Here is an 8,995-nt window from a genome sequence, read left to right as displayed (position 1 = left end):
CACCGTCTTGGTAGGCCGTTACCCTGCCAACTAACTAATCAGACGCAAGCCCCTCCTCAACCCATAAATGTTTACCAGTAAAACCAGGTGATTCTACTGGACCGTGCGGGTTTACCCCAGCTTTCGCCGGGCTATCCCCCAGTTGAGGGCAGGTTGCTTACGCGTTACGCACCCGTTTGCCACTGTCCTTGCGGACCGTTCGACTTGCATGTATTAGGCCTGCCGCTAGCGTTCATCCTGAGCCAGGATCAAACTCTCCATCGTAAATAATTGCGTGATCAGATAAATCTAACCACTGTGTTTTTAGCCTTATTATTGCTAACTTGTTAATGTCAAAACGTCAAAGAACTGTCTCTCTTTCGAGATTGTGGCCAACCGTTGTTGGCCTTTCTTATATTTGGGAGTGCAAAGGTACAGCACTCAATTTGTTTTGTCAAGAAAAAGTTGAAAAAATATTTGAACAACTTTTTGTATTCCTCATCAGTAAGCTATTGATTATTAGGCAATTACACTGTTAGTCTAATTACTTTCCTCTGATTTGGGAGTGCAAAATTATGCTATTTTATTTCTTTACGCAAGTTTTGTTCAAAACTTTTTTAAAAATTATTCAGCCTGCAAAAATGGGTACTCGAAAGACTTGGGCGATACGTATGTTTCTTTAATAGTACGTGCTGAAACCCAGCGATATAAATTCAATGCTGATCCAGCTTTATCATTTGTACCCGATGCACGTGCTCCGCCGAAAGGCTGTTGCCCTACTACGGCTCCAGTGGGTTTATCATTAATATAGAAGTTACCGGCGGCATTCTGAAGTTGTTTAGTAACCTGTTCAACTACGTATCGATCTTTGGCAAAAATTGAGCCTGTTAGGGCATAAGGAGACGTAGTGTTTACAACTTGAATAATCTCCTCAAAATCAGCTGGTTCGTAGATATAAACGGATAAAACAGGACCAAAAATTTCTTCACACATAGTCCGATAAGCTGGATCATTAACCTGTAAAACGGTTGGCTCAATGAAATACCCTTTCGATCCATCGTAGTTGCCACCGGCTACAATTCTCACCTGATCACTCTTTTTCGCTTCGTCAATATAAGCGGTGATTTTTTTGAACGCCCGTTCGTCAATAACCGCATTAATAAAATTGGTAAAGTCTTCCGTCACGCCCATTTTAATCGCTCCTAAGAACTGTTTCATTTTGGCTTCAACAGCTGGCCAGAGCGTCGATGGAATATAGGCGCGTGATGCAGCAGAACATTTTTGCCCCTGATATTCAAAGGCACCACGTACTAAACCTGTAGCTACCTCATCCGCATCGGCCGATTCATGCACTAAAACGAAATCTTTTCCACCGGTTTCTCCCACGATACGTGGATAACTTTTGTATTTGTGGATATTCGCTCCGATTGTTCCCCAGATTTGTTGAAAAACGCCCGTACTGCCGGTAAAGTGAATACCTGCAAAGTCTGGATGGTTGAAGATGACTTCTCCAGCAACCGGTCCATCGACATAAATCAGGTTAATGACGCCATCTGGTAATCCCGCAACCTGCAATACTTCCATGATCACTTTAGCCGATAACACTTGTGTATAGGCAGGTTTCCAAACCACGGTATTACCCATCATGGCTGCGGAAGTGGGTAGATTACCAGCAATGGCCGTGAAATTAAAGGGCGTTAGGGCGAAGACAAATCCTTCGAGCGGACGGTATTCCAGACGATTCCAGACACCGGGGGATGAATTGGGCTGCTGCCGATAAATTTCATCCGCGTAATGAACATTGAAACGCAGAAAATCAATCAGTTCACAAGCCGAATCAATTTCAGCCTGATACGCATTTTTCGACTGACCAAGCATTGTAGCCGCGTTGATGCGAGAGCGGTATGGACCAGCAAGAAGGTCTGCGGCTTTCAGGAAAATGCTGGCTCTATTCTCCCACGATAAACTCGCCCAGGCATCTTTCGCCGATAAAGCAGCTTCAATGGCTTGTTCAACATGCTGAGCATCACCCTCGTAGAAGTAGCCTAACGTATGTTGATGATCATGAGGGGGTGCCACCCGAAATTTACGATCCGTTCGTATTTCCTGACCATTGATGTACATCGGAATGTCCGTTTCCTGGCTTCGAAAATCCTGTAAGGCTTGTTTAACAGCCTCACGTTCAGGTGAACCGGGACGATATTCTTTTACCGGTTCATTGACTGGTGTTGGTACGTTGAAAATTCCAAAAGACATATTGACGTATGATTTGCGAAGTCTGATTACAATTTAGTTCTACTTGTAATCTATTACTCCGCCTGTTGAGAAGTGTTTGATTTCACAAATTTACGGATTGCGCTACTTATCCACTAATTCACACGAGTTTTCCACATTTCAACTATTACGTTTCGGTTCATTGGGCTGATTTACCGTACTTTGTCTTCTTATTCCGACTTTACGTATGCGTTTTTACAGTACAAACAATCCTCAAACAAGCGTAACTGCCGAGCAGGCTCTTTTCCACAGCATGCCTGCTGATAAGGGTTTATATATGCCAACGCCCTTACCTCAGTTAGGCGCTGACTTTTTTGAAAATATAGCCGATCAGTCATTGGCTGAGATTGGTTTTGCTGTTAGTAAAGCTTTGTTCGGGGATGAAATCAGCAAGGCCGATTTAGAGGAGCTCACCCATCGGGCATTTCCGTTCGACACGCCGGTTGTTGAGGTAGAACCCGGAAAAATAGGCGTTCTGGAACTGTTTCATGGTCCTTCATTAGCATTCAAGGATGTTGGTGCGCGTTACATGGCCGGTTTAATGTCCTACTATTCGAAACGTAGTGATAAAGAAGTTAATATTCTGGTAGCAACGTCGGGTGATACGGGTGGAGCTGTGGCAATGGGTTTTCATAACGTACCGGGCGTCCGTGTTTCGATTCTGTATCCAAGTGGTCGGGTTAGTGATCTACAGGAAAAGCAACTGACTACGCTTGGCGGAAACGTACAGGCGTTTGAAGTAGATGGTACATTCGACGATTGTCAGGCCATTGTTAAGCAAGCGTTTGTTGATGACGAATTAAACGCTCATCTATCGCTTTCATCTGCTAATTCAATCAATATTTTCCGGCTTATTCCACAAGGATTTTACTATGTTCGGGCTTATGGTCAGGTGAGAAAATATGGTAAACCTGTCGTTTTTTCAACCCCAAGCGGGAATTTCGGTAATTTGAGTGCGGGTGCTATGATTCAGCAAATGGGCTTGCCTGTAGAACATTTTGTTGCTGCAACCAATTTGAACCACGTAGTACCAACGTACCTCGAAACGGGTAATTATTTACCTAAGCCATCCATAGCAACCATTTCAAACGCTATGGATGTTGGTAGCCCGAGCAATTTTGTTCGGCTTAAACACTTGTATGGTGACGATTACGACCGCTTTAAAGCCAACGTTTCGGGTTATTTCTACGACGACGAACAAACGCGGGCGGGTATGAAACGAATTCACGAGTTGTATGACTACGTTGCCTGTCCACACACAGCTATTGGTATTGTGGGTTTGCAGGCTTACCTCCGAGCCTCAGAAAAAGACGTAGTGGGTGTTACCTTGGCAACGGCTCATCCTTCCAAGTTTAAACCGTTGGTCGAAGATGTATTGGAAATGCCGGTTGACGTGCCCGAACGGTTAGCTATTTTAGCGAATCGAACCAAACAGAGCATTCCTATTCCTGCTCAGTATGAAGCCTTTAAAGAGTCTCTTTTACAAACAGTTGCCTAGTTATCCACAAAAAAGGGCCGAATTAACGTTAATTCGGCCCTTTTTTGTGGATAACTATTTACCAATGTGAATAACTAATTCACTGTGTCTCCACGTAGTGCCCGGAAACGCTTACGAGCTTCAGCCCCGTAAATACTACCCGGATATTGCGTTAAAACCTTTTGATAGGCATCCATAGCGGCTTGTTTATCCTTTAGTCGCTCTTCGTAAATTTTCCCCTGATTAAACATCGCATCATCACCCAGAATATCGTTTGGGTATTTGGCCACGATTTTTTTCAAATCCTCAAGCGCTTCGGCAGTCTTGCCTTGTTTCAGATACGTATTGGCTCGTAACCAAAGAACCTCATCGACAATGCTGTGGTCAGCATATTTTGTCAACATCTGGTTGAGGTTATCCACAGCTTCGTCCGTTTTATTCTGAAAAAGCAATAAATCAATCGAGGCATATTCCCGCATAGCTGCTTCGGTGCTGTCCATGCCTGTGTTATCCACAATGATAAGACTCAATTGTTCGGCATCGTTAGCGATTTCGCGCGAGGTAGCCAGTTTTAGTACGTCCAAAATATCTTTCGCTACAGCAAAACTGCCTTTGTAATATTGCAACTTGGCGTTCTTTAGCTTTGCTTCGTATCCCAACAACTCCTCTTTTTGCGATTTTTCTACCTGAGAATAGAGCAATGTCGACTCCCAGGGCTCGCCTTTAAGCAGGTAAATATCTCCCTTATCGAGTTTACAGCGATCCACGAAGTTTTTGTCTGATTTACCCAAATCGATAGCTAAATCCAGCACTGTTAGTGCCGTGTCTTTCTGATCGAGGTAATTTCCGTACAGATTGGCGGTACTACGTAGGGCTTCCAGCGTTTTAACGTTTGTGCCGATTTCCTGCAACATCCGCTGATAATCGCTTATGAGTTTACGAATTTCAACTTTATCGACTGGGTACGTATTTTTCACCTGTTCCTCACGAGCATTGATGACCAGACGACGAGCAAACGGATAAAGCTGGCCCTGAGGATACGTAGTGGTAATATACTCAAACGATTCGGCCGCTGTTTTATATTCTTTGTTATTCATCGCCAGCATCCCGAGATCATAGACCCGGCTACCGCTCAGTTTTAATCGTTTGTCCGTCGCTTTTTCCTGCAACAACGCCCGGCTGAACTTTTGCTTCTGGACGAAATACCAGATCAAGAGTTCATTGTACGCTAATTCATTCGGTTCCTGCTGAATTTTCGTATATAAGGCTTTTTCCACAAGGGGTTCGTCCTTTGTGTTGATAAATCCCTGTAATGCGGCTAAAACCGTTTCTTTTTTATCAGACTGCTTGCTGGTCGTGATAATTTCGTCGATGGCTTTTTCGGTTTGACCCGTCGCCCGGTAAAGGGCCATTAGATCCTCGCTGTAAGCCGTTGGCTCCTTACTGACATCTCGGGCCGTTTCGAGCGCGCGGATCGCCCAGCGGGTCTCTCCTGCTTCGCTGAAGGCAGTTGCAATTTTTTCGAGCTTAGCGGTTGAGGATTTACTCGATTGCACTGCTGCCGCATATTGGGTCTTGGCTTGCACCGTATCGCCCTGTTGCGTTGCCATCTGACCTGTCAACAATTCGTAGTAGGCCCGGTTGGGCTCATCGCTACGTTGTTGCTTGCGCAGATATTTGAGCGCGTCTTCTGTTTTATTGCTTTTTTGCAGACTGGTCACGTACCGTGACAGTCTTACCCAGGTTACCTCCGTCTTCAGCAACTTGGCATATTCGTTAGCCGCCTTTTCAAATTCACCAGCTTTATAATATTCGTCGGCCAACGTCGCCCCGGCCTGCCCATACACTAACCCGACTGACGACAGCCATAGCAATGCAATAATGACTTTTGACCTTATTAACATTTTATATAAAAGCTTTTTTAAAGAAACGTTATTATAACCATTAGCTGTGTGGATATGTGAACAAATAAGTTGTCCACTCTACAAGATAGTAATTGTGGATAAAACGAACACTATATCCACAAGCATTACTTTAGTTATCCACTTTTAACTAGCTTATAATTAAGTAAATAACATTTTATCCACAATTTGTGTGTTGAACTTCTGTGGATTTGTGCATAAAATCTATACACAATTTTGAGTGGGGAAAATGTGTGGAACCGATTGTGATATGTTGCTATTTCTCCACACAATCTAGCTGTCTAGAAACCAATGTGGATTACTTGAGGATTCGTCCACATCTATACAAGCGCTTATAAACATGTTTTCCACGTGCGAGAACGAGTTATGCACATGGTTATTCACACAAAACTTTCACTTTTTTAATTTAGAATTGACCTGTTTACCTACCTGCTGCAAAAGGCCTATCTATATACTAATTAGTACAATTATTATGCCTTCCTGAAGAGATAAATGAGGCTGGAAGAATTACCGGTGCGTCTGGCTTCTGTGTTGGACGCCAAACCTATTCGAACACTTTTCAGGTAATCTGTTTTACCCGTCTGGTAACGGGTGCTGAGCATGGCTATGTAAAAAGCATCGAAGACCATTGGCTTTTTATCTGCCAAAATGAATCCCTGTCTCTTAAAGAGCGGCTCAATGGTCGAAGGTGTGAAATGGTGCAAATGACGCGGAATATCATAAGCCGCCCAGTATTGATTGAAAAAGTGAGCGTCGTAGGAATCTGAATTAGGAACGGCAATTAACAAGGTACCCTTGTCCGCAAGTAGTTTGTAGAGTTGGTCAATGGTTTCACTCAAGTTCGGAACATGCTCCAGTACGTGCCAGAGCGTAATAATATCGAATGGAGCGGCCCCTGCTAACGCGTCTAGATTTGGCTGTATGTCAGCTTGTAATTTTTTTTTTGCTATGGCGCGCGCATCAGCGTCGGGTTCCATGCCTGTTACCTGCCACTCCCCTGCCCTACAACTTTCCAAAAAAGCCCCTGTTCCGCATCCTACGTCCAGAACTCGCCCTTTTCCACCATTTAATTCGTTGATCAGATTGAGTTTGGAACGTAACGTGTAGTTCCTAACTAATCGGTAGGCCGTATTAATTAGGCCGCTACTCTCATCATTATGTGATACGTATTGTTCAGATTTATAATACGAACCAATTGAATTAACGTCCGGGCGGGGATTGGTTAGCCGAAAACCGCATTTCTGGCATTGCTGAATGGAGAAATCCTGCTGACTAACTAAGTAATCTTTACAGATTAAAAAGGGGATAAACGTATCATTGCCGCAAACAGGGCATTCTTTTACAGTTTCCAAAACCACGACTAAAAAGTGAATGAAGACAAAAAAAGCCATAAACTCATACGAATTCATGGCTAGTGTTTAAATATTATCGACCCATATATACCAGCAGAATTGATACGTCAGACGGGCTGACACCACTGATTCGCGACGCCTGGCCAATTGTAGACGGGCGTAGACGTTTCAATTTTTCTTTTCCTTCGAAAGAAAGCGCCTTTAAACGATCATAATCGAAAGTCGGATTAATGGAGAGACTCTCCCATTTATCCAGTTTCTCCGCATTTTGCTTTTCACGGTTGAGATAATCCTCGTATTTAATTTCGATCACAGTCTGCTCGATGATCTCCTCCCCTACTTCTGGCATATTAGGCAACAGTTTCAACAGGTTTTTAACATCGTCCTGTTCAACTTCAGGGCGCTTCATTAACGTGTACAAACTACTTTTTTCACGTAATGGGGCGCTTCCTTTATCTTCAAGCCAGCTATTAACTTCTTCGGGTTTTACTTTCGCAGCCCGGATTGCTTCCGTTAGTTGAGCAACACCGTTTTTCTTTTCGACCATCGCATCGTAACGCTCCTGTGAGGCCAAGCCAATGGCATATCCTTTTTCAGTCAGTCGTAAATCAGCGTTGTCCTGACGTAGCAATGTTCGGTATTCAGCTCGAGACGTAAACATCCGATAAGGTTCTTCTGTACCTTTTGTGATGAGGTCGTCAATCAACACGCCAATATACCCTTCTGATCGTTTTATGGTAAATTCAGCTTCTTCAGCCACATTTCGGTGTGCATTGATGCCCGCCATCAAGCCTTGACAAGCGGCTTCTTCATAGCCTGTAGTGCCATTAATTTGACCGGCAAAGAAAAGATTTTGTACTAATTGTGTTTCTAAAGTCGGCTTTAATTGCGTTGGTGGAAAGAAATCATACTCTACAGCGTAGCCTGGGCGGAACATGCGAACGTTCTCAAAACCTGGAATCTTACGTAATGCATTATATTGAACCGTTTCAGGCAATGATGTTGAGAAGCCGTTTACATATACTTCTACCGTATCCCAACCTTCTGGCTCTACAAAAATCTGATGCCGATCTTTATCAGCAAAGCGATTGATTTTATCTTCTACTGACGGACAGTAACGTGGCCCTAATCCTTTGATACGACCAGTAAACATGGGCGATTTTTCAAAGCCTTTTTTCAGCTCATCGTGCACCTCCTGATTGGTGTACGTTATCCAACAGCTACGTTGCTTGGTCAGAGCTGGCGTATTGGTGTAGGAAAATTTGCCTGGATTTTCGTCACCAAGCTGTTCTTCCATCAAGTCATAATTTAGGCTACGACCATCCACACGCGGTGGCGTACCGGTTTTCATTCGGCCGGCTTCAAAACCTAAACTCACTAATTGTTCAGTTAAACCTGTCGCTGAACGTTCGGCTGTGCGTCCTCCTCCGAAGACTTTTTCGCCGATGAACATCTGGCCATTTAGGAACGTACCATTTGTCAGCACTACCGCTTTAGCCGAAAACTCAACGCCCAGACTTGTTTTTACGCCAACAGCATGACCATCTTTAACGATTACCTCATTAACTGTATCCTGCCAGAAATCAACATTTTTGTTTTCTTCTAACGCTTTCCGCCACTCCCATGCAAATACATTCCGATCGCTTTGACAACGTGGACTCCACATGGCCGGACCTTTTGAGCGGTTGAGCATGCGAAATTGAATCATGCTTTTATCGCTGATTATGCCAGATAGGCCACCCAGCGCATCAACTTCGCGAACGATTTGCCCTTTCGCGACACCGCCCATGGCAGGGTTGCACGACATTTGAGCAATGGTTTGCATATTCGTTGTGATCAGCAAAACACGAGAACCCATTGTTGCCGCAGCATTTGCTGCTTCACAACCGGCATGGCCTGCGCCAACTACAATGACATCGTAAGAAGAATACATTTTTGATAACTTTTGAAAAATGTTTCACGTGGAAACTTTTCACAAAATTGTTGAAAGT

Annotated in this window: 5 protein-coding genes and 1 rRNA gene; 1 reads left to right on the top strand and 5 read right to left on the bottom strand. The window is 43.9% G+C overall.

The annotated features are described in order from the left end of the window. Positions 1-264 (bottom strand): 16S ribosomal RNA (locus IC230_RS04880); the annotation flags it as partial. Positions 265-603: 339 nt separating this feature from the next. After that, positions 604-2,235 (bottom strand): L-glutamate gamma-semialdehyde dehydrogenase, encoded by a 1,632-nt coding sequence (gene pruA / locus IC230_RS04875; RefSeq protein WP_191037824.1) that lies wholly within the window; start codon positions 2,233-2,235, stop codon positions 604-606. Positions 2,236-2,440: 205 nt separating this feature from the next. Here pruA and thrC point away from each other — a divergent pair, with 205 nt between their 5' ends. Then, positions 2,441-3,751 carry a threonine synthase gene (gene thrC, locus IC230_RS04870; RefSeq protein WP_191037823.1) on the top strand — a complete coding sequence of 437 codons (1,311 nt, stop codon included), beginning with the start codon at positions 2,441-2,443 and terminating at the stop codon, positions 3,749-3,751. A gap of 74 nt (positions 3,752-3,825) precedes the next feature. Here thrC and IC230_RS04865 read toward each other — a convergent pair whose 3' ends face one another. The 3 genes from IC230_RS04865 to mnmG form a co-directional block, all read right to left on the bottom strand. Continuing rightward, a complete protein-coding gene (locus IC230_RS04865) occupies positions 3,826-5,634 on the bottom strand; it encodes a tetratricopeptide repeat protein (protein ID WP_191037822.1) in 1,809 nt (602 codons plus the stop codon). 488 nt (positions 5,635-6,122) lie between these two features. Next, positions 6,123-7,061 (bottom strand): class I SAM-dependent methyltransferase, encoded by a 939-nt coding sequence (locus tag IC230_RS04860; protein WP_223860266.1) that lies wholly within the window; start codon positions 7,059-7,061, stop codon positions 6,123-6,125. Positions 7,062-7,077: 16 nt separating this feature from the next. Next, positions 7,078-8,937: a tRNA uridine-5-carboxymethylaminomethyl(34) synthesis enzyme MnmG gene (gene mnmG, locus IC230_RS04855; protein ID WP_191037821.1), complete on the bottom strand. Its 1,860-nt coding sequence runs from the start codon at positions 8,935-8,937 to the stop codon at positions 7,078-7,080. Positions 8,938-8,995 lie beyond the last annotated feature (58 nt).

Origin of the sequence: Spirosoma validum, from assembly GCF_014699035.1 — a bacterium.
GTDB classification, from domain to species: Bacteria; Bacteroidota; Bacteroidia; order Cytophagales; family Spirosomataceae; genus Spirosoma; species Spirosoma validum.
Note: the sequence above shows the minus strand (reverse complement) of the source record. Positions and strands in the feature narration are given on the sequence as shown.